This window comes from Aneurinibacillus terranovensis DSM 18919, from assembly GCF_000430625.1.
In the GTDB taxonomy this organism is placed as follows: domain Bacteria; phylum Bacillota; class Bacilli; order Aneurinibacillales; family Aneurinibacillaceae; genus Aneurinibacillus_B; species Aneurinibacillus_B terranovensis.
Genome location: NZ_KE387181.1, coordinates 1 through 23,498, shown reverse-complemented (window position 1 = coordinate 23,498; position 23,498 = coordinate 1). Strand labels below are relative to the sequence as shown.

The 23,498-nt window shown below is 46.7% G+C and carries 25 protein-coding genes and 1 pseudogene; 12 read left to right on the top strand and 14 right to left on the bottom strand.

Annotated features, from left to right (window positions below; translation table 11 throughout):
- The first annotated feature begins 99 nt into the window (after nt 1-99).
- Nucleotides 100-1,017 carry a LysR family transcriptional regulator gene (locus H525_RS0121760; protein WP_027417922.1) on the top strand — a complete coding sequence of 306 codons (918 nt, stop codon included), beginning with the start codon at nt 100-102 and terminating at the stop codon, nt 1,015-1,017.
- On the opposite strand, the gene H525_RS0121755 is transcribed toward H525_RS0121760, so the two are convergent.
- A complete protein-coding gene (locus tag H525_RS0121755) occupies nt 1,004-2,077 on the bottom strand; it encodes a CapA family protein (RefSeq protein WP_051331227.1) in 1,074 nt (357 codons plus the stop codon). The genes H525_RS0121760 and H525_RS0121755 overlap by 14 nt on opposite strands.
- 78 nt (nt 2,078-2,155) lie before the next feature.
- Between H525_RS0121755 and H525_RS0121750 the strand changes: the two genes are divergently transcribed.
- Nucleotides 2,156-2,581, top strand: coding sequence for a hypothetical protein (locus H525_RS0121750; protein ID WP_027417920.1), 426 nt, complete (start codon nt 2,156-2,158; stop codon nt 2,579-2,581).
- Nucleotides 2,582-2,719: 138 nt separating this feature from the next.
- Here the strand turns inward: H525_RS0121750 and H525_RS0121745 are convergent, their stop codons facing one another.
- Nucleotides 2,720-2,941 (bottom strand): hypothetical protein, encoded by a 222-nt coding sequence (locus H525_RS0121745; RefSeq protein ID WP_027417919.1) that lies wholly within the window; start codon nt 2,939-2,941, stop codon nt 2,720-2,722.
- A 250-nt stretch (nt 2,942-3,191) separates the two neighbouring features.
- Between H525_RS0121745 and H525_RS0121740 the strand changes: the two genes are divergently transcribed.
- A complete protein-coding gene (locus H525_RS0121740) occupies nt 3,192-3,443 on the top strand; it encodes an AbrB/MazE/SpoVT family DNA-binding domain-containing protein (RefSeq protein WP_155837515.1) in 252 nt (83 codons plus the stop codon).
- A gap of 45 nt (nt 3,444-3,488) precedes the next feature.
- Here H525_RS0121740 and H525_RS0121735 read toward each other — a convergent pair whose 3' ends face one another.
- Together H525_RS0121735 and H525_RS25895 are read right to left on the bottom strand one after the other, a co-directional pair.
- Complete coding sequence (locus H525_RS0121735) at nt 3,489-3,776, bottom strand: hypothetical protein (RefSeq protein WP_027417917.1); 288 nt, start codon at nt 3,774-3,776, stop codon at nt 3,489-3,491.
- A gap of 68 nt (nt 3,777-3,844) precedes the next feature.
- Nucleotides 3,845-5,893, bottom strand: coding sequence for an ATP-dependent DNA helicase (locus tag H525_RS25895; RefSeq protein WP_027417916.1), 2,049 nt, complete (start codon nt 5,891-5,893; stop codon nt 3,845-3,847).
- A 385-nt stretch (nt 5,894-6,278) separates the two neighbouring features.
- Here H525_RS25895 and H525_RS0121725 point away from each other — a divergent pair, with 385 nt between their 5' ends.
- A complete protein-coding gene (locus H525_RS0121725) occupies nt 6,279-6,803 on the top strand; it encodes a DoxX family membrane protein (protein WP_027417915.1) in 525 nt (174 codons plus the stop codon).
- Between the two features lie 93 nt (nt 6,804-6,896).
- Here the strand turns inward: H525_RS0121725 and H525_RS0121720 are convergent, their stop codons facing one another.
- The 3 genes from H525_RS0121720 to ymzB form a co-directional block, all read right to left on the bottom strand.
- A complete protein-coding gene (locus H525_RS0121720) occupies nt 6,897-7,526 on the bottom strand; it encodes a cyclase family protein (RefSeq protein WP_027417914.1) in 630 nt (209 codons plus the stop codon).
- 13 nt (nt 7,527-7,539) lie between these two features.
- Nucleotides 7,540-9,084, bottom strand: coding sequence for a glucose-6-phosphate dehydrogenase (zwf, locus tag H525_RS0121715; protein ID WP_027417913.1), 1,545 nt, complete (start codon nt 9,082-9,084; stop codon nt 7,540-7,542).
- Nucleotides 9,085-9,532: 448 nt separating this feature from the next.
- Nucleotides 9,533-9,874 (bottom strand): protein YmzB, encoded by a 342-nt coding sequence (gene ymzB / locus H525_RS25890; protein ID WP_051331225.1) that lies wholly within the window; start codon nt 9,872-9,874, stop codon nt 9,533-9,535.
- A gap of 204 nt (nt 9,875-10,078) precedes the next feature.
- Here ymzB and nadE point away from each other — a divergent pair, with 204 nt between their 5' ends.
- From nadE to H525_RS0121685, 5 genes and pseudogenes are all read left to right on the top strand, one after another.
- Nucleotides 10,079-10,912, top strand: a complete 834-nt coding sequence (gene nadE / locus H525_RS0121705; RefSeq protein WP_027417912.1) for an ammonia-dependent NAD(+) synthetase — start codon at nt 10,079-10,081, stop codon at nt 10,910-10,912.
- Nucleotides 10,913-10,973: 61 nt separating this feature from the next.
- Nucleotides 10,974-11,123 (top strand): annotated as a pseudogene (locus H525_RS28855) (TIGR01777 family oxidoreductase); the annotation flags it as partial.
- Between the two features lie 140 nt (nt 11,124-11,263).
- Nucleotides 11,264-11,707 carry a MaoC family dehydratase N-terminal domain-containing protein gene (locus tag H525_RS25150; protein ID WP_051331224.1) on the top strand — a complete coding sequence of 148 codons (444 nt, stop codon included), beginning with the start codon at nt 11,264-11,266 and terminating at the stop codon, nt 11,705-11,707.
- Nucleotides 11,708-11,721: 14 nt separating this feature from the next.
- Nucleotides 11,722-12,150, top strand: coding sequence for a MaoC/PaaZ C-terminal domain-containing protein (locus tag H525_RS0121690; RefSeq protein WP_035102324.1), 429 nt, complete (start codon nt 11,722-11,724; stop codon nt 12,148-12,150).
- A gap of 132 nt (nt 12,151-12,282) precedes the next feature.
- Complete coding sequence (locus H525_RS0121685; protein ID WP_027417910.1) at nt 12,283-13,950, top strand: S-layer homology domain-containing protein; 1,668 nt, start codon at nt 12,283-12,285, stop codon at nt 13,948-13,950.
- 83 nt (nt 13,951-14,033) lie between these two features.
- Here the strand turns inward: H525_RS0121685 and H525_RS0121680 are convergent, their stop codons facing one another.
- The 4 genes from H525_RS0121680 to H525_RS0121660 form a co-directional block, all read right to left on the bottom strand.
- Nucleotides 14,034-14,939, bottom strand: coding sequence for an SPFH domain-containing protein (locus H525_RS0121680; protein WP_027417909.1), 906 nt, complete (start codon nt 14,937-14,939; stop codon nt 14,034-14,036).
- Nucleotides 14,940-14,968: 29 nt separating this feature from the next.
- Entirely contained in the window at nt 14,969-15,442 is a 474-nt protein-coding gene (locus H525_RS0121675; RefSeq protein WP_027417908.1) for an NfeD family protein, read from the bottom strand.
- A gap of 68 nt (nt 15,443-15,510) precedes the next feature.
- Nucleotides 15,511-15,771: a hypothetical protein gene (locus H525_RS0121670; RefSeq protein ID WP_027417907.1), complete on the bottom strand. Its 261-nt coding sequence runs from the start codon at nt 15,769-15,771 to the stop codon at nt 15,511-15,513.
- Nucleotides 15,772-15,982: 211 nt separating this feature from the next.
- Nucleotides 15,983-16,585: a manganese efflux pump gene (locus H525_RS0121660; protein WP_027417906.1), complete on the bottom strand. Its 603-nt coding sequence runs from the start codon at nt 16,583-16,585 to the stop codon at nt 15,983-15,985.
- A 163-nt stretch (nt 16,586-16,748) separates the two neighbouring features.
- Between H525_RS0121660 and H525_RS29815 the strand changes: the two genes are divergently transcribed.
- Entirely contained in the window at nt 16,749-16,943 is a 195-nt protein-coding gene (locus H525_RS29815) for a hypothetical protein (RefSeq protein ID WP_027417905.1), read from the top strand.
- A 101-nt stretch (nt 16,944-17,044) separates the two neighbouring features.
- Complete coding sequence (locus H525_RS0121650) at nt 17,045-17,959, top strand: DMT family transporter (protein ID WP_027417904.1); 915 nt, start codon at nt 17,045-17,047, stop codon at nt 17,957-17,959.
- 202 nt (nt 17,960-18,161) lie between these two features.
- Here H525_RS0121650 and rodA read toward each other — a convergent pair whose 3' ends face one another.
- Both rodA and H525_RS0121635 read right to left on the bottom strand, forming a co-directional pair.
- Nucleotides 18,162-19,322, bottom strand: a complete 1,161-nt coding sequence (rodA, locus tag H525_RS25145) for a rod shape-determining protein RodA (protein ID WP_051331223.1) — start codon at nt 19,320-19,322, stop codon at nt 18,162-18,164.
- Nucleotides 19,323-19,345: 23 nt separating this feature from the next.
- A complete protein-coding gene (locus tag H525_RS0121635) occupies nt 19,346-19,903 on the bottom strand; it encodes a polysaccharide deacetylase family protein (protein WP_027417903.1) in 558 nt (185 codons plus the stop codon).
- 283 nt (nt 19,904-20,186) lie between these two features.
- Between H525_RS0121635 and pepF the strand changes: the two genes are divergently transcribed.
- A complete protein-coding gene (gene pepF, locus H525_RS25135; protein WP_051331222.1) occupies nt 20,187-22,154 on the top strand; it encodes an oligoendopeptidase F in 1,968 nt (655 codons plus the stop codon).
- A gap of 41 nt (nt 22,155-22,195) precedes the next feature.
- Here the strand turns inward: pepF and H525_RS0121625 are convergent, their stop codons facing one another.
- On the bottom strand, nt 22,196-23,395 hold the full coding sequence (locus H525_RS0121625; protein WP_027417902.1) for an iron-containing alcohol dehydrogenase: 1,200 nt from the start codon (nt 23,393-23,395) through the stop codon (nt 22,196-22,198).
- Between the last annotated feature and the right edge of the window lie 103 nt (nt 23,396-23,498).

Below are 23,498 nucleotides of genomic sequence, written 5' to 3'. Positions count from 1 at the left end.
CATAGTAAAAATAAAAGTTCAAAGATATAATATCTATAAAAACTATAGGTTTTTCCTATACAAAAAACAAGACGGATGATCATCTGAGGAGAGATAACAGTGGAAATACGGCAACTCCAGTATGCGATCGCGATTGCGACGGAAAAAAGTTTTTCCAAAGCAGCGGAAAAGCTGCACCTGGCTCAGCCTTCGCTTAGCCAGCAAATTGCCAAACTGGAAAAAGAACTCGGAGTGATATTGTTTGAACGATCAACCAACTCGATTCGGTTAACTCATGCGGGAGAGCGGTTTATTGCTTCTTCTCTGGAGATTTTGGATAAAATGGAACAGTTAAAGAAGGAAATGCAGGATGTAGCGGAATTAACACAGGGCGAACTAACCATCGGCAGCCTGCCCATTACTGGCGCCCACATTTTGCCGCTCGTGCTGCCGGTTTTCAAGCGCAGCTACCCGGGGGTCCACATTCGTTTGCTTGAAGAAAAAACGCTCGAGCTAGAGCAGCTAACCGCGCGCGGTACGGCGGAAATGAGCCTGCTTACGCTGCCGGTACGGGAGGCGAATCTGGAATGGGAGGAAATCGTTGATGAAGAAATCTGCCTAGCGGTACCGCCGGATCACCCGTTGAGCGGGGCAGGGGAGGTTGACTTCGGGCAGCTAAAGGATGAGCCTTTTATTATGTTGAAAGAGGGACAGGGGTTTCGCCACCTGGCCCTTCATTGGTGCGAGAAAGCAGGATTTACTCCGAAGGTTGTTTTTGAGAGCACGAACATTGAAACCGTCCAATCCCTCGTTGCAGCCGGTATGGGGATTGCATTTATCCCGCGTATGATTACCCGCCGCTCCGGCGATGAGCAGGCGCCGCACTACGTATCGCTTAGCAATCCAAAGCCTTTCCGTACGCTTGTTATGGCGTATCGCCGGGGTCGTTATCGCTCCCGGGCAGGGCAGGCTTTTTTGCAGACGATCAAAGAGGTGCTCGGCTGCTCCATCGAAGAGACCAACGTTAGGGAAGAATAAGTCCCGCGCTGGTGACGGACGCGTGCGGGGAGATTTTGCTCACGCCGTTTAAGAAGCTATCCTTCTCTTTAGATGTCATTAACCGGGGCTGGCCGTTTTTAATCTGGACCGGGATCAGCTTCCCGGTTATGGTAGTCCCGGTTACACCCACTTGAAGAATGGCGGACTGGTTGCAGCGGTTGTTTATACTGTTGGTAAACACAAAGTTGCCCAGTGAATACGCGATGAGTTTATGTTTATACCATTCAACTGGCTGCGTGACGTGGGGATGGTTGCCGACGATAATGTCCGCTCCGCAGTCGATAAGGGAATGGGCCATATTCACCTGGTAGGCCTCCGGTGTGGCTGCAAGCTCTTTGCCCCAGTGCAGGAATACGACAACAATATCAGCCTTTTTGTGTGCTTGTTTTACTTTGCTGTACATTAAAGCGGGATCATAGGCGCTGGCCAGTCCAGGACGTTTCGCTGTGGCCATCCAGCCAGCCGATGGCAGAACCCGGCTGTAATTAAGAAAGGCTATCGTTTCCCCTTTTTTTGTTATGTAGTAGACGGACGTAGCCTCCGCACTGTTTTTTCCGCCCCCAATGTGGGCCAGATGCTCTTTGTCGAGGCTTTGAATCGTATCCTGCAGTGAGATTTGTCCGAAATCCATTGCGTGGTTGTTGGCAAGCCCGAGAATGTCAAAGCCCGCATTGGCCATTGCTTTTGCCATCCGAGGGTCCGACCGGAAAGTGAAGTCCTTCGTTTGGGCGACGCCGCGGGTTGTAAGGGTAGTCTCCAGGTTTCCTACCGTGACATCCGCGTTCGTTAAGATGGGCTTCACAGCGGCGAACGGATAGTTAAGGCCATTTTTTTTGATTTGTTCACCGACTGTACCGGTAAACTGCATGTCACCGGTAAACGCCAGGGTTACTTCGGGGCGTTGCAGCGGTTCCTTTACGCCAACGTCAGCTTGAACAGGCGCCGGCCTGGCGTTTAAAAAGGCGTTACTAAATAAAACACAGATGGACAGGGCAAGAGTGCCCAGCGTTAGAATTTTTGTTCGTGTTTGGATATGCATGGTTTTCCCCTTTTACGTATGTAAAAATAGAGGCTGGTAGGACAATGGGTCCCATAGTACAATACAATCAAGAGAGGAGTGAAGCGGTTGTTTTCTATCGTTCTAACGTTACATTTGATCGCAGTCATCGCTAAGCTTGCCGTCCTGTTTCTGATTCCTCGCTTGAAGGATGTGGAGCAGACGAGACGGTTTCTGGCAACATACCGCAAATTTGACAGGGCCGCCGACCTTTTGTTATGGGCATCGGGCATTGCCTTTTTCTTTGTAACTTCGCTCGCCTATTTAATGCAGATGTGGATGCTTGTTTCGATTCTGCTGTATATGTTTGTGTTCTATATGATTAAGCGCTTTTTAATGCGCGGGCTCAGGGAGGTTGCGGATAGCCGCAAGCTGTACGCTGAGAAGGAATTAAAATCCCTCCGCTTCCAGAATGTCTGTGTGGGCCTGTTTTCTGTTTTTCTGATGGGCTGCATTGCTGTGATGATGATTACGAAGCCGTTTTAAATTAGGACGTTAAACATGGATAAAAGGTTTCGTCTTTTTGCAGAATGGAAGAGGAATATTTGGTAAGCCGATAGAGATAGAAGGCGGATAGATATAGAAGAAGCTTCCCTCTTTTTGGGAAGCTTTTTAATGTTGGCTTTAATGATTGACCCACTCCGCAACGATTGTTTTTGCAGCTTGAAGGTCATTCGCTTGTACATAGACGGCTTCGCTTTTTACGATGTGCGACTGGATCCCGTGGTCGGCTAACCGTTTCTTCATCGCGTCCAGCCGGAAATCGTTTTTATCAAAAAAGACCACCGCCCAATCATTTCCCGCTTGTGAGGGCTTGTTTATCAGCTTCCGCAGTTTCTGCAACATTATGGGACACCACCTTATTTGAAACGAAATTCAAAGAAGCATATAGTTATCATCTCATTGAAGAACGGAAACAGGCAATGAGGGAAAAGATGCAAAAAAATGGGCCGGGATACCCTCTCATAAGAGGTGAATTATACAATTAAATGTACAATTACCAATTCCGTGCAATATTTGCACTGTTAAATAATTGTAGACTTGATAGAATTTAAGTAATAAAAAATTTACAGAGAGAGAAGTTGGAGGTAAGAATATGACGATGAAAGCCACGGGTGTTGTGCGGAAAGTAGATGAATTGGGAAGAGTGGTTATCCCGATTGAGCTTCGCCGCAATTTAGGAATCGCGGAAAAGGATGGGTTGGAAATTTTTGTAGATGATGAGAAAATCATTTTAAAGCGCTACGCTCCTGCATGTATTTTTTGCGATTCCGCAGAAAGTATTACTAATTTCAAAGGACGCAATATTTGCAGCCACTGTATGAAAGAATTAGGTTCAAAGGAATAATAGGAGAAAAGCAGGTCGGAGTTCATGTTTCGCCTGCTTTTTTATTTAATCGTTATCATTATCTTTATCGTGCTTCTCTTGTTTTCTTTCCCGCATTTTCTTATATTCATCCATTAATTTTCGCAAGACATCATCGGAAACGGCAACAAAATCATCGAGCTCCCGCATTGTCACCAAACACTGGCTTGTGCCGTCAATCGTTGTAAAACGGAACATAATGTTCCCGCCGGGTAGAACATCCGCAACTTCCCAGATGAATTTTGTTCCCACTTTATAGCGTTTTCCCCGTCCGTATGTCGGTTTGAACGGTCGAAAATTTTCCACCACCCACATAGCCCTTACTCCCTTTACGAATGTATTGCTATACTGTATGCGATGTTTATTTAAGAAGGAACACACTCTTAGCGGAAGAAACGGCGGATCTCTTCCATCTCTTTTGTAAAACGGGCCGGAGGTAAACTTTGCAGAATTTGTTCCCCGTAGAACTTTGTATTAATGCGGGTGTCCAGAATAATCACCATTCCCCGGTCATTTTTCGTGCGTATTAAGCGGCCGAATCCCTGCTTTAAACGAAGAATGGAAAACGGCAGCATATATTCATGAAAGCTGTTGCGGTTTGCTTTTTTCAACCGTTCGGTTCTCGCCTGGGTAAGCGGATCGGTCGGAACAGGAAACGGCAGCTTGGCCATGACCACACATACGAGATCATCACCGGGCACATCGACACCTTCCCAGAATGATTCACAGCCGAATAGAACTCCATTTTCGCTTGCCCTGAATTCCTGCAGCATTTGATCACGGGACACACCAGGCTGGTGCAGGATCCCTTTGAGCCCGAGGTTGTTTAACCAGGGTTCCATGTCTTTATACACCCGGTTCATCTGACTGTAGGAGGTAAAAAGCAGAAAGGTGCGCCCCCGTGTAGCCGCAACAATCTCTTTCATCGTTGCGCAGAGAAAAGGCTCAAATTCCTTTTCGGACGGAGCCGGGACGTTTTCCGGTATGACCAGGACGGCTTGTTCCTCATAAACGAAGGGGCTGGGCGTTTCCATAGATCGGTAGTCATCCATGCCGAGGCGATTGGCGACAAAAGAAAAATCTCCCTGAGTTGTAAGCGTTGCAGACGTCATAATCACTGTTTTATCAGCGAACAAATCCATTCGCAGTAAGCTGCTAACGTCAATCGGCGCCGAGTACAGATGCAAACAGGAAGCCCAAAAAAAGTCATCGCGGACAGACAAAGCTCCCTGCTGTTCCTTTTCGTCGTAGGCGACCCATGTTGCCCACTCATCCGGTGACTCGTATAGGAGGACGTGCTGAAGCATCGCGTCCATCTGCTCGATTTGGGTAATATAGCGGTTCATCCCTGTGACCGTTTCATTCTCCCCGTGCTCAAGCTCAATCTGTTTCCTTTTATCAAGAAACAGGTTTTTCCAGTCGCGAAATAGAGCGAAAAAGGGATACTCGGCCACGATGCTCTTCTTTAGCAAATATTCGTTATTGGGCCGCTCGGCAAGAGCCCTAGCCAGCGGAGCAAATACTTCCGTCAGGCGGACGGCCATGCGTGAACGCAGGCCCTCAACCTGCAGAAAAAGCTCCGGATCATCGATTTGCCGCGCCCAGTGGGAACGTTTCTTTGTAAAACGAAGAAACAGCTTGTTTACTTCTTCCAGGCTTACATGATACATGTACTGTTTTGTTACCTGATCTTCGACGCGGTGAGCTTCATCCATGATAACGGCATCGTAAGGAGGAAGGATGCTCGCGCCCTGTTTGCGCAGCAATAAGTCTGTGAAGAATAACGCATGATTGACAACAATAATTTGCGCATTTGCCAGCTTTTTTCGCGCGTTTTGAATAAAGCATTCTTTATAAAAAGGGCTGTTTTTACCCATACAATCATCCGCGTCGCCCTGAATCAGGGAAAATAGGGCAGGGGGTACAGGAAAAGGAATTTCATCACGGTCACCCTTCCGGAAAGAGGAAACCTTGCTTGAAAGTTCCCTCAGCAGAGGCGCATCCTTTTTTTCGGCGTGCAGCGTGTCAGTAACAAGCTCATCGAGCCTTCGCCTGCACAGGTAATTCCCGCGTCCTTTCGCCAGCTCGAAGCGAAAGTCTTCCGCCCACTCATCGGACAAATCGGCTACGACGTTTTTCACCATCGGCAGCTCTTTTTCGAGCAACTGCTGCTGGAGTGTAATGGTGTTCGTAGAGATAATCACCCGTTTGTCATTTTTAAGGGCCCAATAGGCGGCGGGAAGGGCATAACCGAAGGATTTGCCTGTTCCGGTGCCTGCTTCAATCAAAGCATGGCTGCCTGCCTTCAAACAGTCGTATACGAGATTTGCCATCTCGAACTGCGCTCTGCGCGGTTGATAGTTCGGTACATAGCCAGAGAGGATGCCCCCTCGTTTAAAGATAGAATGAATGATTTTTTTATCGCTTGTCATATCGTGTAAAATCCTTGCATTTTCTTTGTTTCGTTACCTCTATCGTATCACATAACGGAGTGTGAAAAGACGATCAAAAGGGGTAAAAAAAAATTCATAGTGGCTATGGGAAATAAATGCCAATCTCCGGAAGGTGCGGTATAATAATATCTCGGACCCGATGTAAAACAGGAAGACCATAAAATTGAAGAAGGGATCGCCAGGCTTAAAAAGGCAGCGGTACCCGCGCTAAGCTAACATGGACTAGTTCCCTGGTCACGAATCGTTCAATAACTTATGACGTATATGTGAAATAGTTCACAAGTGTATTTCATAAATTTGCTAATGTAGTACAATGTAATCAAGAAATACATTACAAGCTTTAGTCGAAAGGGGAGAAAAGGTCATGTTAGTAAAATGGTTACGCACTAATAGAATAGCGAGTGGAATATTAACAGTTCTTCGTCTTTGGCTTGGTTATACGTGGATTACTTCAGGGTTTGAAAAACTGACAAGAGGGTTCCAGGCGGAAGGATTTCTGAAAGGTGCCCTCACTAAAACTACAGGAGCTCATGCCGATGTTCAAGGCTGGTGGGGAAGCTTCATCCAGGGATTTGCCCTTCCACATGCGAAGTTATTCGACGTTCTTATTCCGTGGGCTGAATTCCTAATCGGGCTTGCGCTAATTCTTGGATTGTTGACAACATTCGCCGCCCTGATGGGAATTATAATGAACTATGCATTCCTTTTTAGCGGAACGACAAGTATTAACCCGCAGTTGGTATTGATTGCTACCTTCATTCTCGTTGCGGGACGTAACGCCGGATTCTTCGGATTAGACTATTTCGCAATGCCTCTTGTTGACAAATGGCTCCACAGGGACAATGAACTTCGTCTTTTCCGGGAAAAGGGTAAAACAAAAGCGTCGTAGTAATACATCAGCAACCGCCCCAATCGGGGCGGTTGCTTTTTTGGCGTGTAAGAAAGTATAACTTTCTTACACGCTATTTTTGTTGTTAACCGCCTATACTAATCCCTCAATGAGTAAAACGCGTGCGGGCGCGGCTTCGGTTTCCACGAGTTTAATAGGGGCGCCGACTAGAAAATAACGGCCTTCAGGAACGCCTTGCAACCGCAATCCCTCAATGATAATAATGTCGGCAGCAAACAGCGCTTTATGGGTCGGATGGCCCTGCTGGCTTCGTTCAATCCCAAGCCCGTCTATTCCAACTCCCCGGATGCCTTTCTCAGCAAGATAGCGGGCCCCATCCTCTGCCAGATAGATAAAATCCGGATTAAACTCCGTGTCACTGGAATTCCTCGTTTTTAAAATCAAAAATTCATCTTTTTCGACTTGCTTAGATTCTAAATCAGAGCGCGTAATTCCACCTTTCACCCCGGTAACGTCAATCACGCGGCATGAACCGACAAGCCGTTCAACCAGAATGGTTTCCATGGTACCGCCCCCGGGAACCATGTGAAGCGGAGAGTCGACGTGGGTGCCGGTATGCGCATCTAAATCAATTCGCGATTCTCTGGCAGGGCTTTTGTCAAAATCCTGCACCACCCGGATTTTTGGCTGCTTTTCCGGCTTATTTTTATAAACCGGCATTCCTTCATAGATTGGCATCGATATATCAAAAACTTTATACACCTTCTCATCTCCCTTAACGTATATTTGGCTGCTCTACTGCATGTATGACCATTTCAGATTCCTGCTCCCGGCCAAGCGGCCACCATTTCTTTTTGTCCTGCTTAAGCAGCCAGTCCGCTTGTTCCGGACCCCATGTACCCGCAGCATACATGGGGATGGACTTTGTATTTTTATCCCATATACGACGGACCGGATCTACAAATTTCCAGGCAATCGATACTTCATCCCAGCGGGTGAAAAATGTCGAATCGCCGGTAATGGCATCATAAAGCAAACTTTCATACGCTTCCGGGGATTCGTGAGAGCAATTGTTGCAGAACTCCATCGCAACGGGCACGATTTTGTCGTCCGTTCCCTGGCGCTTCGCGTTAAGCAGTAAGTATATTCCCTCCGTTGGATTAATCCGGATAATTAACAAGTTAGGTCCCAGGTTATTGTCTTTGTTAAAGTAAAGATTTTTCGGCAAGTCTTTAAATTGAATCACAATTTCGGTCGTTTTCTTCGGCATGCGCTTGCCGGTCCGGATGTAGATGGGAACGCCTGCCCAGCGGAAGTTGTCAACGTGAAGTTTAGCGGCAACAAATGTTTCGGTCATGGAGTTAGGGGATACTCCCGGTTCGTCGCGGTAAGCCGGTTCGTTTTTGCCTTTTATCGTACCCGTTGCATACTGGCCGCGGACAAAATAGTCGTTCACTTCTTCTTCCGAATAGCGGCGGAGGGCACGCAGGACCTTTACTTTTTCGTCGCGGATCGCTTCTGTCTTCAACCGGCTTGGCGGCTCCATACATACCATCATGACCATTTGCAGCATATGGTTCTGCACCATATCGCGCAGGGCACCTGACGTTTCATAATAGGAAGCGCGTTCTTCGACACCGACCGTTTCACTGGCGGTTATCTGTATATTATCGATATAACGGTTATTCCAGAGCGGCTCAAACATTGAATTGGCAAACCGTATTACTTCAATATTTTGCACCATTTCTTTACCGAGGTAGTGGTCAATACGGTATACTTCATCTTCCCTGAATGACTGCTCAATTTGTTCATTAAGTTCTCTTGCTGACGCTAAATCATGTCCGAACGGTTTCTCAATAACGAGCCGTTTCCACCCCTTTGATTCAGTTAATCCGGCTGTTTTAAGATGGCTTGACACGTTGCCGAACAGGCTGGGCGCAAGGGCAAGATAAAACATCCGGTTACCGGGAATCGCATACTCCCGCTCGTTTGTTTCGACCGCGTCGAGCAGAATGTTATACGCGCTGGCATTGTTCACATCAAGAGCTACATAGCTAAATCGTTTGGCGAACGTTTCCCATGTCTGTGGATCACTCAGCGGAATCCGGGCGTATGTATCAATGGAGTTCTTTAAATCTTCCCGGAATTCGCTTTCTTGCTTTTGCGAACGCCCCACCCCGATCACAGCAAATTTTTTGGGGAGTAAGCCTGTCCTGTCCAAGCTGTATAAAGCGGGAAAAAGTTTACGCTTGGCCAAGTCTCCTGTGGCGCCGAAAATGACTAATACAAAAGGTTCTGCGTTTGAATTGGTTGTCGACACTCCGTTGCACTCCTATCACATGTTTTGTAAACGGTATGTTTGAAACATACTGATATGTAACATGAAAATGAAAAAGTTCTAGTAGTAACATTTCCTTTATGAAATTCAAACATGTATGGAAGAAGCTAAACTAGTAAAAAAAGGGATTTCGTCACTTTTTCGACACCCCGACAGACAGTATATCAAACAATCAAACGGTAAGACAGGTATTTTATGAGTTTTACACAAAAAACGGGCAAACTACTAACACCGCTGTGTTGTGAAACGAATGGAAGAAGACTGGTGGATTCATGGATACCGAAGTCCCCGTATTGTAGAAATGTTTAAGGTGAAAAAAGGGCGCTACGGCGTTCGATATATATGATGAGAAGGATCCATTTAGGGTGCGACAGTGTGCGATAAACACACGCCAATGTTACGACATACCATGCAAATAGGGCTAACGGTGTCACTTTCTGTGCAATTTATAAATGGCTCGATCGGTTTGAAACGACAGTTCTGCATCGGTCATGCTGCTCTTCGTAATATGTTTGAAAGGTATTTCATAGCACTCATACGGTAAGGGGCTTTCCCCATCATCTGTAATCACCTCACCTGAACCTTTCAACCTTAAAACGAAGGGCAGTACATAATCATCTATCGAGTTCACCTGTTCAATGTCGGTATTTTTTAATGAAAGGTGGGTTTTATCTATATCTCCGTCTTCTTCCTTTGTAATAAGCAGTTCCTGCCCGATCCATTGGTCAAGTTTGGCTTTTAGTTCACTACCTAAATTGGATTGATTATTCATTAACAACACCCTTTCATTTTGGGAATTTATCGTTCATAGGTTTTAAGTTTAACCGGTTTCTTATACTTTTACCCCGAACAAGCCATAAATAAACGGCCGTTTGCAGAGTGAAGAGCGAAAATGACAAAGTTTACTTCATGAGGAAAATTAGGCTATGATAGTCTTAAATACAAGTAAGAAAGGAAATGGATTATGGAACACCCTTTGCAAAATCAAATTATCGAGGAGCTGCATGTTCAACCATCCATTGATCCGGCAGCCGAAGTAAGAAAACGTGTTAATTTTTTAAAAGAATACGTCCAATCAACCGGCATGAGAGGCTATGTGCTTGGTATCTCGGGTGGACAGGATTCCTCTTTAGCGGGGCGGCTTGCCCAACTGGCTGTAGAAGAACTTCGGAAAGAAACGGGAAAAGACTACACATTTGTGGCGGTTCGCCTGCCGTACGGTGTGCAGAAGGATGAAGAAGATGCCCAGCGGGCTCTTCAGTTTATTCAACCGGATAAAACGTATACGGTGAATATTAAACCGGCGGTCGATGCTTCCGTGGCAACGTTTAGAGAGGTAACAGGGCACGACCTGTCAGATTTCCACAAAGGCAATGAAAAAGCGCGGGAACGCATGAAGGCTCAATATGATATTGGCGCGTATTATCAATTGCTTATAATCGGCACGGATCATGCGGCAGAAGCGGCAACCGGATTTTTCACCAAATTTGGGGATGGCGGATGCGATTTAACACCGTTAACCGGCCTCAATAAAAGGCAGGGGAAACTGCTTCTTCAGGAACTCGGGGCTTCTGCGGATATTTATACAAAGGTTCCTACGGCTGATCTGGAGGATAATAAGCCGTTGCTGCCGGACGAGGTCGCACTCGGTTTTACATACGATCAACTGGACGACTACCTGGAGGGAAAAGACGTGGCCCCGGACATCGCACAAAAAATTGAAGATCGTTATCTGGCCACGCGCCATAAACGTTCCGTACCGGTCAGCCCGTACGACACTTGGTGGAAACATCGCAGCGCAAACGTGTAGCGGAGTTTGATATGAGAATCGCGATTGCAGGAGGAACGGGATTTATCGGCCGCTACCTTAACTGTTCATCGGCGGAAAAATCGGTGGCGGTAACCAGTGGCTTTCCTGGATTCATATTGAAGATATGGTCCGGATCATCAATTTTTGCATCGGGCAAAAGGAACTGAATGGCCCGCTGAATGCAACCGCCCCTGCGCCGGTTACCAATGATCCGCCACCCTACCATTGAAACGGCAGTGGAAAACCTTGTGGAAAAAGTTTAAAAGCAGGATTTCCGCTTTCCCGCATCGTATTACTATAGAGAAAAAGACAGCGATAATATTTTTGCGCAAATAGAAAGGAAAGAGGCAAATGCCAACTTCGGAAGATAAAATCGGATACCGCTTTACACCTTATACCGGAGAAGTAGAACGCGGTAAAATTCGCGAACTCGCCCTTGCCATTGGCGACGAAAATCCTGTTTATACGGACAAAGACTACGCAAAAAGCCAGGGTTTGGAAGATGTAACTGTTCCTCCCACATTTAGTGAAGCTATCGATATGTGGGCGGGCCCAACGTTTGAAAAGCTGATGGAGGAATTAGGCATTGACCCTAAAAAACTGCTTCACGGGGAACAGGAGTATGAATATTTCCAGCCGATTTTTCCAGGCGATAAACTGAGTGCCGAAACGATTGTGACCGATGTGAAAACAAAGCGGAATGGAATGGCCCTCTATACCCTTGAAACGACATATAAAAATCAGCATGACCAGGTTGCCATGACTGCGCGCATGGTACTGGTACGAATGCCGTAGAAAGGAGAAAATGCATGGACGCCTATTTGACGCTTCATCCCGATTTTAAGGTAGGCGATGAACTTCCCGCGCTGACTAAACCTCCAGTCACCCAGACCCAATTGGTCAGATTTTCCGGTGCTTCCGGAGATTTCAATCCCATTCACACTGTAGAAAGTGTGGCGAGAGAAGCCGGACTTGGAGGAGTGATCGCCCACGGGATGCTTATTATGGGTTTTGCGGGTCAGGCGCTTACCACCTGGGTTCCGCGTATGGCCATAAAAAAATTCTCTTCCCGTTTTTCCGCTATGACTCGGCCTGGAGATGAAATCCAGGTGCGCGGCCAGATTTCGGGAATTGAGGAGCAAGCACAGGGAACGCTTGTTAAAATTAAACTGCAGGCCGTTGATCAAAACGGTGAAGTGAAAGTAAAAGGGACGTGTGAAGCACTGCTTCAGCGGTAAAATAAAAATCAGCCATGGACGGATTGCCGGAATTTGGCTGATTTTTTTATACAACTTTCGGCTTTTTTCCGAGTCAAACCTAACATGTGACGTATGACACTTTAGATTGACTGATGGAGGAAGCAGAATCCAGTGAAAACGCCCTTTCGATTAAAAAATATTCGTAAAGCAGCCATGCTTTCTACTGTTGCTTTTCTTTCTCTCATGACACCTGTGTCAGGAGATATGAACATTCAGAACTCTTTTAATGATATCGCGACAAGCTACGCGCGTGTTCAAATTAATGATTTATACAGTGCGGGCATAGTTGCCGGTAAAAGCGATCATACATACGCACCAAAAGACCCGGTTACACGAGCCGAATATGTAAAAATACTTGGCAGTCTCATGGGAATGTCCCCCGTATCCGCGTCTGTTTCCGCGTTTGGTGATGTGGATAAACTGGCCTGGTATTACGGTTGGGTACAGGCTGAGCTTATGACCGGATTGGTATATGGTACCAGTGCCACGACGTTTGAACCGAACCGGCCGATTACGAGGCAGGAAGCGGCTGTACTGCTTGGCCGCGCTATCTCGGTAACCCGCCACAATGCCAATGCGCCTGCGTCGTCTGTTTCAACTGACGTCCTGCCGTTTAATGACCGGCAGGACGTTAAAACATGGGCCGTTCCCTATGTAAAACAGGTAAGCGACCTTAAACTTATGAACGGATACATGAATACGTTTAGACCGGATGACCTTCTTACCCGTGAGGAAATTGCCGTTATTTTTGACCAGCTGCTCAACAATCGTTCGATTCTGAATCAAACAACTGCCACTGCAGCGGCTTCAGGTTCCTCCACCAGCGCCGATTCAACGGAAATCCGGCTTGGCTGGCAGTATTTCGAATCAAGCGAACAATTTGAGAAGAGGGTGGAGAACTCCTCTTTCCTCGACACACTGTCGCCGCGCTGGTATTTTCTTGAGAAAGATAGAAGTGTAAGCGACTATTCTGATCCGTCTCTCGTCTCCTGGGCGCACCAGCGTGGCAAAAAAGTCTGGGCGCTTGTCGGCAATCATTTTGATGACGTTACCACACATACGACTCTTTCTGATTCCGGCAAACGGGCGGCACTCGTAAACAAGCTGCTGGGATACGCACAGAAATACCAGCTCGATGGGCTCAACATCGACTTTGAAAACATGCAGCCGGCCGACAGGGATTCATTCACCGCATTTATCGGGGATTTAGCCCGAGCCTTGCATGCGCAAAATAAAACGCTGTCGGTTGATGTTCCACCTGACCTTGGTACAGACTGGAGTCAGCCGTATGATTTTACTCAACTGGCAAACGGGGCAGACTATCTCATTCTTATGGGGTACGGGGAACACTGGGAGAGCGGCGCAAAGGCAGGCTCCTTGTCATCGCTGCCGTGGCTGCAAAAAAGCATAAGCGGGCTTACCGATAAGATACCGGCGCGGAAACTTATCGTTGGCCTTCCATTTTATACGTTCGATTGGCATGCGGAGGGGGGACAGCTTCGCACGCAGGAACTGACCATGCCGCAAACAATGGACACGATTCAGAACCACCAGGCGCAGCTCGCTTGGGATGACAATGTCGGGCAATATGTGGCCAATTATACTGATAACGGTGTGGCGCATACGATATGGGTGGAAGACAGCCGCTCGATTTCCCGGAAATACCAGCTTGTAGCCAAAAATAACGTGGCAGGCACGGCATTCTGGTACGTCGGCGGTGAGAGTGATGATGTATGGAAAGGACTGGATAATCTGGCGTTATTACAGGGAAATAAGTAAATCCCAAGCCGGTGGGCGCAATGAAGCGCCCACCGGCTTGGGATTATACGGTTCCATTCATCACGACCAGACGTTTTGACCGATCATTTCTCCGGTTTTAGCAATTCCTTTAAGGCACCGGCGCTGCCCATTAGGCCGGCCGCTTCAAACGGAATAAAGACTTTATTATCGCTCGCAGCCAGTTTCTCCAGAGCTTCCACATAGCGAAGGGCGATGACGCTGTCGTCCGCTTTAATGTCTTTAAGGGCCGTATATACTTCGTGGATCTGCTTTTTACGCGCTTGCGCGACAAGTTCAATTGCCCGTGCTTCCCCTTCAGCGCGGCGGATTTGTGACTCGCTCGCGGCCTCTGCTTCGAGGATTTGCGCCCGTTTTTTTCCTTCTGCCCGTTCGATGGCCGCAGCGCGTTCCCCTTCCGCTTCGAGAATCTGCGAACGTTTCGTCCGTTCCGCGCGCATCTGTTTTTCCATCGCATCCCGGATGTCCTGCGGGGTAATAATTTCTTTTAACTCTACGCGTTCTACTTTGACCCCCCAATTGTTCGTGGCTTCATCCATTTTATTCTGTAACGCCGCGTTAATTGCATCGCGCGAATTCAACGTTTCGTCAAGATTTAAGTTTCCGATTTCATTGCGCAGAGCAGTAACTGCAAGATTGGCGATTCCGCCCTGCAGCCCGTTGATTTCATACGTTGCCGATTTACCATCAGTGATGCGGTAATAAATAAGCGTATCAATATGCATCGTCACATTATCCTTCGTAATGACAGGCTGCGGGCTTGAATTAATAATCTGAGTTCTCATATCCCAGCGGGCTACCACACGGTCGAGAATCGGGACGACAACGTACAGCCCGGAGCCCAGCTCTCGACTGAACTTGCCAAGGCGTTCCACGATCCGCACCTCAGACTGCCGTACGACCTGAACCGATGAGATTCCCATTCCAATCAGAATAAGAAATATAATGACAATAAAGATAGTCGCGGTCATCTTCAAACCTCCTCACTTTCTGTCCGGTTTTATGTTTTCTTTAATGACACTGGTTTTCTGCTGACAACAGCCGTTACCCCTTGGATTTTTCGAACGACAACCAGTTCTCCCTCGCCATACTCCCGGCCATCTTCTCCCTCTGCAAGCCATGATTCACCCCGGCAGTCAATTCTTCCTTTTTCCGCAGCAGTAATTCTCTTCGTGACGACGGCTTCTCTGCCGATCAACGCATCAACGTTTGTGCGCAGAACTTCTTTGTTTACACCAAATCTCGCCGTTAGCAGTTTTTTTCCGTACACGATCCCCAAGGTAGAAACAACAGCCATGACCAGCAATTGAAAAGGAAGTCCTATGCCAAACCATGCGGTGACACCGGCTATTCCCGCCCCGGCCGCCAGGAATACAGCGACAAAGCCAGATAGTGTCAACTCCGCCACCAGCAGGGCACCGGCAACAATAAACCACATGACCCATAGGGAAAACATTCCGTTGAACCAGTCCACAGCGCATCTCCTTTCACTATGATCAATTCCTGTTATTTCACAATTATAGCACTTTTCTCTAAAACGGTTTACTTTTTCAAATGAAAAGGAACCTTTACAATAATAATATCTTCACTCCGCAGTAATGCCCGTTCGATAAAGAAAGCGGCCTGATTGTGGAGCAGACGATGCCAGAGTTTAGTAGTGATGAAGATCGGAAGGACAACCGCTACCTCATAGTCTTGATTTGTCCGGTGCTGGATTTGATCGATAAAACGAAGCAGCGGATTTTTTATGCTGCGGTAGCGCGAATAGTACGTTTCCAGCCAGACACCCGGGTTCCACTTCATCCATCGGCCTCGTTTTGGTAGAACAACCTCTGATGCAACACAGAATCATACCATACGATACCCTTGAATGTACTCGCAGATTGAAAAAGTGTCAAATGAATTTTTTGTGCCGGCCCCAAAAATAAAGAGAGGCGCATGAAAGCGGACTCTCCCGGAAAAATCCGTATTCTGCTTAGAAAGTGTTAAAATGATTCGTTTGATCTGCTTACCCTTATACAAAAATCTCGTAAAACCCAATGACAACCAGTAACATACCTGCCATAAAATTTGAATACCGCCCGAGCCAGGAGTGGCCGATCTTATATCCCAATCGCACACCAAGTTCCACAGACAGCAATGAGAAAATGCCGATTGAGAGCGTCGTCCAGAGTGGAGAGACACCGCTGATACCAGCTCCGAATCCGCTCGTCATACCGTTTAAGGCCAGTGCTAATCCAAGGGGAATCGATTCTTTCCAGGAAATGACCTTGTTGCTGTCGGCATCCGCGGTTGTCGGATCCTGAAAAACGGTGGAGATTTTATCGGTATTTGACCCGTTTGCAGAGAAAGACACAGAACGGCTCGACCATATCGACCAGCCGCCCACAGCAATGATAATGAATCCCCCAATAAGATTTGCGCCGGATAGGGAGACAGAGGCGGAAATCAAATGTCCGATGACAAGTAAAATATAGGAACCAAGCATTGAGATGAAAGCGATCAGGAAATTCGACAAAAGAGGGATGCGGGTGGAACGTATGCCAAAGGATACGCCAATCCCTAAATTATCAAGGTTTGCCGCAATTCCAATAAACAAAACAGTTATCCAATGCATTTTTCACTACTCTCCTATTAAATTATCCGTCTCTCTATGCATATGTACCGTGCCTGCCGTACGTGAGCTATTTGCAAGGAAAAACATTTTTTCTGTTGAAAAATGAACGATCTGCTATCGGCTCCCTAAAAAGGAGTTAAACAAAGATGGCCAAAAAATTTGTTTGTTAAACCTAATTGTTGTTAAACCTAAAGAAGGTAATGAAGAGATCCATATTATCCAGGGATTTGATATCGAAATTGACGAGAAACATGCAAAACGCATCGACCGTCTCGTTGATGATTATGAAAAAAGAATTCTCCATCATCTCCACCTTTTATTGCGGCGTTTCAGGCGCCTCTTTTCCAGAATCGTATGATGGAACGAAATTGCTCCATTCCTTTGCCCCTTTCCATATTGAATTTCCAGATGTATACTTGAAAAGAATTTTTAATAATGAAGTAAAGGGAGAATAAGAGGATGCAGATCATTTTCTACGGGATGCTTTTGTTGACAAGCATGCTCTGGGCCGGCAATTTTGTTGCGGGCAAATTCCTGGTGGATCATTCGTCTCCAATGATGCTGACGGTTATGCGCTGGGTTATTGCTATTTTAGTACTTATTCCTATTGTATGGGTGAGGGAACGTAAAATACTGCCGCCGGCGAAAGCTATATTTTCTTTGTTTCTAATGGGACTTACAGGGGTTGTCCTGTTTAACTTTTTTATGTTTATGGCCCTGGAGCGAACATCGGCGGGAAATGTCGGATTGCTGTCGGCGCTAAATCCAGTATCGATTGCGCTTGCTTCGTTTTTTCTGCTGCGGGAAAAAATCAACGTGCGCCAGATTGCCGGGATGATGATTTCTTTATTTGGCGTGATCGTGGTGATTTCGCAGGGGCACCTGCAGCGCATCATCGAGTTGAAGTTTAACACAGGAGATATGTTTATGTTATTGGCGGTTCTTTGCTGGGGGCTGTATTCTGTTGCGGGGCGGAAAGCAATGAAGTTCGTATCGCCATATATGTCGACGCTCTGGTCAGGCATCTTCGGCATACTTACCATTATTCCATTTAATCTGTCCAAGATGACAATTACCCAGCCGAATTTTTCATTTTGGATGGCAACCCTATATGCAGGTATTGGAGCGACCGTGGTTGCTATGGTACTATGGAACATTGGTGTGCAGCGGGTAGGCGGCACAAAATCGGGTATATTTCTTAACTTTAACCCGATTTTTACAGCGATTCTATCGTATGTAATCCTGAGAGAATATATCAGCTTTCCTCAGATTATCGGAACGATTCTGGTCATTGGCGGAGTTTATTTGTTTACCAGCAAAAAAAGAGTGATGAAAAAAATACAACCGGGCCCGGCCGTGCCTCGTAGCTCGTAAATACGGTAAGGGAGGGTTTCCATGGTGTATGTAAAATGGTTGTACATGTATCGTGCAACGCAACTAAAACACGTAAAGAATGGCCTAAACGGAGTAAAGACAGGCTGCGTCATTTCGATACAGGAATTCAAAGAAGAACGATAACCGATCGGCTATGTAATACAAAAACCCGTGAAACCGAAGAAATTTCACGGGTTTTTCATTAAAACGTCAGCTTTTTTCTCCTTACTGCAACAGACAGCACGATGCCGACCAGTGAAAAATTAGTCAGGAGCGAGCTTCCACCGTAGGAGACAAACGGCAGTGTGATGCCCGCAACAGGCATAATCGATAAGTTCATTCCTACATTCTCCACGATCTGGAAGGCAAACATTCCGACAACTCCCGCGATTAAACTGGAGGCAAAGAAATCCGACGTGTCGGACGCGACAAGAATCATGCGGTATAGGATGAAGAAAAACAGGAAAAGAAGGATGCTTGCCCCGACAAACCCCATCTCTTCAGCCAGTGCCGAAAAGATAAAATCCGTCCATTGTTCCGGGACCCACGCTCCCGCCGTCTGGGTGCCCTTTAAGATTCCCTCCCCTGTAAGCCTTCCTGCACCGACCGCAATGTTTGCCTGTGTTACCTGGTATCCGGTTCCTTTCGGGTCCGCTTCCGGATCGATAAAGGTAATAATCCGCTGCTTCTGGTGCTCCATCATCGGCAGGGAGTCGATCGCTTTAATCGATTGGTCGGGCAGAAACGCCTTGACGGTAAAAATGCCGACAAACAACACGGCAATCCCAATGATAAAAACAGTCAGTTGTTTCTTTTCCAGAAACAAAATCATCATCGCGCCGACTATGCCGATCAGGACGAGCGCCTGGCCGAGCGCCGGCTGGGCCAGAATCAGAGCGAAGGGGACACACACAATGGCACCAATCACGGCAAGATGTTTGAATCCGAACGTCTCTTCTTTTTCCTTTGCCTTTTCCATAAAGTCAGCAATAGTTAAGATGATAAAGATTTTTGCGAACTCGGACGGCTGAAACTGAAAACCGGGCAGGATAATCCAGCTGTGCGCCCCGTTGCGCGCCGGAAACACGAAGACGACGAGAAGCAGGAGCAGCGTAAAGCCATAACCAATCCAGGCGACCTGCCTCTTCAGCGTTCGGTAATCCAGTATGGTGAAGCCGATAAGAGCCACATAAGAGAGGCACTGCCAGATAATCTCCGTTTTATACAAATCAGCAAGGTTGTTGCGGTTGATCGTTGTTGCATAAACGGTGATCGTACACATGATCGAAATACCCAGTAAGGCAAGGACGATCAAAAAATCAAAATCGCGCAGCCTGCGGTTTTGTAAAAGATTTTTTGCCAAGCATTACTCACCAACTAACTACATTATTTTGCGGAGGATATGCGGACAATCTGCATGAACTGGCGCATCGTTGTATACGGGTACACGGCGTTACGGTTTAGTTCGTACTCTGGACTGCCGGGATACACACGGCCCACTTTCGTGGTGAAGGCCATGCGAATTCCTATCTCCTTTAATATATTAATCGTATTGTCATTATACTGTCCATATGGATACGCAAAATAATGGGCATGTAATAAATTTTTTGCCGTTAGAAGGTCTTGTTTGACAGCCGGGAGCGGCTGAGCGACAAGGTAGCTTTGTTTGCCAAGTAAACGATGGAAATGGTTGCTATGGCTTTCGTGCTGGAAAACATACGCATATTTTGGCAGCTCCAGCCAGCTTATATAGTTAAGGACATTAGGATTAAGTGTTTCCGGTTTATTTTTCATTTGCCCGGTGATGATACATGAACACAGGTACGCCATGAACAGATGTATCAATTTGGCCTGTCCATGGATCTTTCCGTAATACAGCAGATGTAGCCGGAGCGGATAGGTAAGAGGCTGCCTGTACTTTCGAATGCGTTTCTTTTTGTCCAAGCTAATGTGCGACAGGACTGCTGCAGGCAGACAAAAAACCGGCCATAAGGATGCTGGATAATATGAGGGGCAATTTCTTCATGTTTTCTCTCCGTTTCGGCTTTAATAAACGATTTGATATTTATCATAGTTTCTCTTGTGTTGATAGTCCTTAGAAAACGATGAGAGTTCCATTAAAAACCAGCAGAAAACCGGATAAAAACACACGGTTATACGAATAATAAGGCCAGTGCCCTTTTTTACGTTCTTTGAATGGAAGAAAGGGCAGGAAGGAGAGATTCGTATGAAGCGATCGGTTTATGTCGCCGCAGCGGCTGCAGCAAGCCTGGCCGTCCTGGCAGTACGCCCCGGTACACTGAATGCGCTGGGTGCCGTACATGCACAAGCGGCATTTACAGCGGATCACACAGCAGTAAAGCCGGAGTACAAAACAAGGGGAGAGATTCCCGCCGAATACAAATGGAAGTTGGAAGATATCTATCCGAATAAATCTGCCTGGGAAAGGGATGCAAAAAAGGTGGAGGAACTGGCGAACGCTTTTCCGCTTCATGAGGGCAAACTTGCCTCCTCTGTCGGTGCGTTGAGCGGAGCGCTGGATGATTACAGTGAGCTTTGCCGTTTGCGCGACAAAGTCATTCTGTATACAAATCTGGGGCTTGATGTGAACACTTCAAGCACGCAGGCACAAGAATTGTATGACAGGGCAATGAAAATAAATACCCTTGTCGGAGAGAAAACGGCCTGGTTCAGTCCGGAGCTGGTCGCTGTGCCTGAAGACAAAATGAAGAACTACCTCGCGTCAAAAAGGGTAGCCCACTACAAAAAGTTTCTACAAGATATCCTTCGGGAAAAGCCTCATACGCTTTCAAAAAGCATGGAAAAATTGTTAGCCGGCTCATCGCCTCTGGCCCAGACGCCGTCAGGAGTATTTACTATGCTTTCGAAGGATGTAAACTTTCCAAAAATTAAAGACGAAAACGGAAAAGATATACAGCTTACGCGCGCCAACTTCATTTCATATATGGAAAGTAAAAATGAGAACGTGAGAAAATCGGCATTTAAAGCATACTATCAAACGCTTGGAAACTTTCAAGATACGTTTGCTCAAATACTGGCTGCCAGCGTGAAAGCAGACAATTTTTACGCGCAAGCCCATCACTATAACACGGCGCTGGAAGCAAGCTTATACCCTAACGAGATTCCAACAAACGTATACAGCGAACTGATTAAAACGGTTGATGCCAACCTGCCGCTTCTGCACCGTTATATCGCATGGAAGAAAAAAATTCTCGGGCTTAGAGATATGCACATGTATGATATGTATACACCCGTCGTGCCGTATAATGATAAATATATCCCGTATGAGCAGGCGAAAGAAATGGTTCTTGCCGGTTTAAAACCAATGGGCGAAGGGTATGAAAAGGTGTTGAAGCAGGCATTTTCCAGGGGATGGATTGACGTGTATTCGACGCGTGACAAGCAATCCGGGGCGTACCAATCCGGCGCCTATGCTACGCATCCGTACGTATTGCTCAACTACCAGGGGACATATGATGATGTGTTTACGATTGCCCACGAACTTGGCCATGCTATGCAATCGTACTATTCCAACAAGAAACAGCCGTATAGTACCGCAGGGTACCCGATTTTTACGGCAGAGATCGCCTCTACACTGAATGAACAGCTCCTGTTTAAAAGTCAATATGCCAGGGCGAAAACGAAAGAGGAAAAAATCTATCTTTTAAACCGGTATTTGGAGAACTTCCGAACCACCCTGTTCCGTCAGACTCAGTTTGCGGAATTTGAGAAGCTGATCCATGAAAAAGAACAGGCCGGTGAATCATTGAATGCGGAAGCACTCAAAAAAATCTATGCCGGTTTGAACGCGAAATATTACGGAAAAGCGGTTGTCAATGACCCGGAAATCGGGATGGAGTGGGCAAGAATCCCTCATTTTTACAACAGTTTCTATGTGTACCAGTATGCAACGAGCTTTGCCGCTTCGGCCGCGCTTGCCAAACAGATTGAGAAGAGCGGCAAGCAGGCGGTTGACCGCATTCGCAACAAATTCCTGGAAGCCGGCAGCTCCGCAGCTCCGCTCGAAATCGTAAAAGCCGCCGGAATAGACATGTCATCGCCGCAGCCGATTCAGGATGCAATGAAACAATTTGAGTTGGCATTAAATGAACTGGAAAAAGTAGCAGGGGAGAAATGCTTTCTTACTCTACTAAAGAAAACACCCTTCAAATGAAGAAAAATTTGAAGGGTGTTTTTACGCAGTGGATGTATAGGTTATTCAAAGCATGCTTCATAAATATGGAGAATATCATCTGCGCTGATTTTATGGGTACCCGGAAGATAGCCATCGACTCCGTTAATTCGCACGGTTTCTTCGGCCATCATTTTCAAATCTTCTTTTTTGATGCCCAGATCTTTAAGGGTACCGTACACACCGATTTCTTTGTACCAGTGAATCAGTGAATCAATGGTTGCCTGTGCGGCCTTCTCATTATTGTCATCCGTAATATGGAAAACGGTGCGTCCAAGGCGGGCCAGACGGTGCGGCCGGTCTTTTTTAACAATCAATTCGAAGTAAGCCGGCGTTAATATGGCAAGCCCACGGCCGTGTGAAATATCGTAGTGGGCGGAAAGAGTATGTTCGATAGCGTGAACCGGAAAACTTCCGCCGCGGCCGGCATTGGCAATCCCAATTAAAGCAAGGGTGCTGGTCCACAGCAGATGCGCACGCGCTTCATAATCTTCCGGATGAGCCAGCGCTTTTGGTGCGTAAATAATGGTGTTTCGCATAAGTCCTTCGGTTAATTCGTCCTGCACATTCGCTTGTTCATCACCAGTCATATATCCTTCATACAAATGGGTAAACATATCTGCGGCTCCATCAGCCGTATAGCCTGCAGAAACAGTATAGGTTAACTCCGGATCGAGCAGAGCGACTTTTGGAAAAAGGGCCGGTCCACCGATACCAGACTTTTCTTTCGTTTCCCAGTTTGTAATAACGGCGCCGGAATTAGCTTCCGACCCAGTTGCAGCTAAAGTTGGAATCGTAATGATTGGGAGCGCCTCCTGAATGGGAAGCAATTCTTTCCATTTTCCTGTCTTATTACCGCGGATATATTCATGAATCGGCCTGCCGGACAGGGCAACAGTGGCAATTGCTTTTGATGCGTCCATCGCCGAGCCGCCGCCGAGAGCCAGTATAAGTTCGCAATTTTCTTCCCTCGCGATACGGCCCCCTTCATCAATTGTGGCGGCGCGTGGATTCGGTTCAATCCGGTCGAAAAGCACATAAGCCACCCCTGCTTTATTAAGCGAACTGGTTACTTTATCGAGTGAGCCTGTTTTCTTGGTGGAGGAGCGGCCTGTGACAAGCAGCACTTTTTTTGCGTATTCGGCTGCTACTTCCCCGGCATTGTTGACTTCTCCTTTGCCAAAACGAATCTTTGTAGGCATGCTTAACGAAAAGTTAATCATGTACAATCCCTCCTTGTATATTAAGAGCAGCGAATGATTTGGTTAACATAAAACCGAATTGTCGTTGCTCTTTTTAGATTTTTGATCTTTGAAAACATAATAG

What these genes read in the sequence shown, in the direction of transcription:
- H525_RS0121625 (WP_027417902.1), bottom strand. Translation starts at nt 23,395, where the DNA reads ATGATTAACTTTTCGTTAAGCATGCCTACAAAGATTCGTTTTGGCAAA.
- pepF (WP_051331222.1), top strand. Translation starts at nt 20,187, where the DNA reads ATGAAGCGATCGGTTTATGTCGCCGCAGCGGCTGCAGCAAGCCTGGCC.
- H525_RS0121670 (WP_027417907.1), bottom strand. Translation starts at nt 15,771, where the DNA reads ATGAAGTGGAACCCGGGTGTCTGGCTGGAAACGTACTATTCGCGCTAC.
- H525_RS0121650 (WP_027417904.1), top strand. Translation starts at nt 17,045, where the DNA reads ATGCAGATCATTTTCTACGGGATGCTTTTGTTGACAAGCATGCTCTGG.
- H525_RS0121735 (WP_027417917.1), bottom strand. Translation starts at nt 3,776, where the DNA reads ATGTGGGTGGTGGAAAATTTTCGACCGTTCAAACCGACATACGGACGG.
- ymzB (WP_051331225.1), bottom strand. Translation starts at nt 9,874, where the DNA reads ATGAATAATCAATCCAATTTAGGTAGTGAACTAAAAGCCAAACTTGAC.
- H525_RS0121680 (WP_027417909.1), bottom strand. Translation starts at nt 14,939, where the DNA reads ATGACCGCGACTATCTTTATTGTCATTATATTTCTTATTCTGATTGGA.
- H525_RS0121745 (WP_027417919.1), bottom strand. Translation starts at nt 2,941, where the DNA reads ATGTTGCAGAAACTGCGGAAGCTGATAAACAAGCCCTCACAAGCGGGA.
- H525_RS0121690 (WP_035102324.1), top strand. Translation starts at nt 11,722, where the DNA reads ATGGACGCCTATTTGACGCTTCATCCCGATTTTAAGGTAGGCGATGAA.
- H525_RS0121740 (WP_155837515.1), top strand. Translation starts at nt 3,192, where the DNA reads ATGACGATGAAAGCCACGGGTGTTGTGCGGAAAGTAGATGAATTGGGA.
- H525_RS25895 (WP_027417916.1), bottom strand. Translation starts at nt 5,893, where the DNA reads ATGACAAGCGATAAAAAAATCATTCATTCTATCTTTAAACGAGGGGGC.
- H525_RS0121755 (WP_051331227.1), bottom strand. Translation starts at nt 2,077, where the DNA reads ATGCATATCCAAACACGAACAAAAATTCTAACGCTGGGCACTCTTGCC.
- H525_RS0121660 (WP_027417906.1), bottom strand. Translation starts at nt 16,585, where the DNA reads ATGCATTGGATAACTGTTTTGTTTATTGGAATTGCGGCAAACCTTGAT.
- H525_RS25150 (WP_051331224.1), top strand. Translation starts at nt 11,264, where the DNA reads ATGCCAACTTCGGAAGATAAAATCGGATACCGCTTTACACCTTATACC.
- H525_RS0121725 (WP_027417915.1), top strand. Translation starts at nt 6,279, where the DNA reads ATGTTAGTAAAATGGTTACGCACTAATAGAATAGCGAGTGGAATATTA.